This window comes from Streptococcus sp. HMSC068F04, assembly GCF_001837455.1.
Taxonomy (GTDB): Bacteria; Bacillota; Bacilli; order Lactobacillales; family Streptococcaceae; genus Streptococcus; species Streptococcus salivarius_D.
In genome coordinates this window covers 1-1,684 of sequence record NZ_KV832513.1, presented here as the reverse complement: position 1 = coordinate 1,684, position 1,684 = coordinate 1, and the positions used below count along the sequence as shown (strand labels likewise).

At 42.2% G+C, this 1,684-nt stretch carries 1 protein-coding gene and 1 pseudogene; one reads left to right on the top strand and one right to left on the bottom strand.

All coding sequences use genetic code 11. The annotated features are described in order from the left end of the window. Positions 1–267: pseudogene (locus HMPREF2571_RS07360) on the top strand (alpha/beta hydrolase); the annotation flags it as partial. 64 nt (positions 268–331) lie between these two features. Here HMPREF2571_RS07360 and HMPREF2571_RS07355 read toward each other — a convergent pair. Next, entirely contained in the window at positions 332–1,504 is a 1,173-nt protein-coding gene (locus HMPREF2571_RS07355) for an MFS transporter (protein WP_070847567.1), read from the bottom strand. Positions 1,505–1,684: the final 180 nt, after the last annotated feature.

Here is a 1,684-nt window from a genome sequence, read left to right as displayed (position 1 = left end):
CCTATCAAAACATTAGTGACCATCTATAAAACCTATATGGGGCACTACAAATTGAATAGTAGGATTTCTAAAAGTAAGGCTCAGGTTCATTATATCTATGGTGAAAAAGAATTGAACTGTGTTAAGGAATCAGCTAGATTGTTTCAGCAGTTGTATCCCAACACTATCCTGTATGAAGCAAAGGGTTATAATCACGGCTATTTATCAGCCTACCTACCTCAAGAGTGGATTGAGTTGGTTGTTCCATTTTTGGAGAATAATAATTGATTACACACAAAAACCACCCCACAAGCTACAACTTGTGGGGCATTTTCTTATATTATTTTTTCACTTACAAAATAACGTCTGTTTTTTCAACTTTATAGAGGGCTATTCCCATGATTAGGGTTAAGACGAGAAGAATTAAAACAGCAGGGGTCCAAGAGTTAAAGAGTTGTTTGCTTGAACCGAATAGGACTGGTCCAAGTGCCGCAAAGATATAGCCTCCGGTTTGGGCTAAGCCTGATAGTTGGGCTGTTTTTTCAGGGGTGCTAGCCTTCATTGAAAAGGCAACCATCATGTAAGGGAATAGGACACTAGCAGAACTTCCGATTAAGAGGTTAAGGATTAACCAATACACAAAGCTGTCTGTATTGACTAGGAGCATGGCAACTCCGACGAATCCTGCTAGGACGGTAATCACTAGCATCAAATGACGGTTGCGATCAGAAAGTTTCGTGATTAGGCTAGGAACAATCATAGAGAATGGAATACTCGTCAGTGTAAAAACGGAAGCTAGAATTCCGGCATTGGCTTCGCCGACACTAGCTTGAGTAGCCATGGTTGGAAGCCAAGTGATAGTGGTATAGAAGAAGAGTGACTGTAATCCACCGAAAATCATGATGGCCCAGACTTTGCCGCTCTTATACCAACTGCCTGAGTTTTCGCTGGTAGAAGTATCTTGTTCTAAATAATGATTATGGCGGACATTAGGAAGCCAAACCACAAGAGCCAAGGCACAGACTGCTGTCAATACCCAGACCAAACCTTGCCATGAGGTTGCCTTAGTGATTGGAACGGCTACCGATGAAGCCACGGCTGTGGACAAGCCCATGGCTGTAATGTAGAGTGTGGTTAAGAATCCTAACTGATTTGGCTCATTAGCCTGAATTAGGCTTGGGAGAAGGACGTTGATAAAGGCAATCCCAGCTCCGACTAAAAGCGTTCCCGCATAAAGAAGAGGGAGATTGACGGTACGCAGAGCAGAACCAAGAGTCATCACAATTAAAACACCTAGGAAGAGTCTTTCGATACCAAAGCGTTTGGCCCACCTAGCCGCAAAAGGCGAGAATATGGCAAAGGTCAAGAGAGGCAGACTTGTCAAGAGACCGAGTGAACTGACCTCAACACCTAGACCAGAAGCAATGTCTGATAAGACAGTGGACAAGGTTGTGAACGGAGCCCGCAAAACGATCCCTAGAAGAAGGATTCCAGGGATTAGAAAATGTGAATGTTTCTGTTTCATAAAGCATCTCCATGTTTAATAAGGGGATTTAAGATTATAAGAATATGACACTAATGCGTCACTTCCATCTTACCATAAATGATGGGGGTAATGAAAGCGATTACGTTAGGTTATCGCAAAGAAAAAGAGAGAATCTTTAGTTATAAAATTTTCCCTAATTGTCAAGTCAAGTGCAACAAA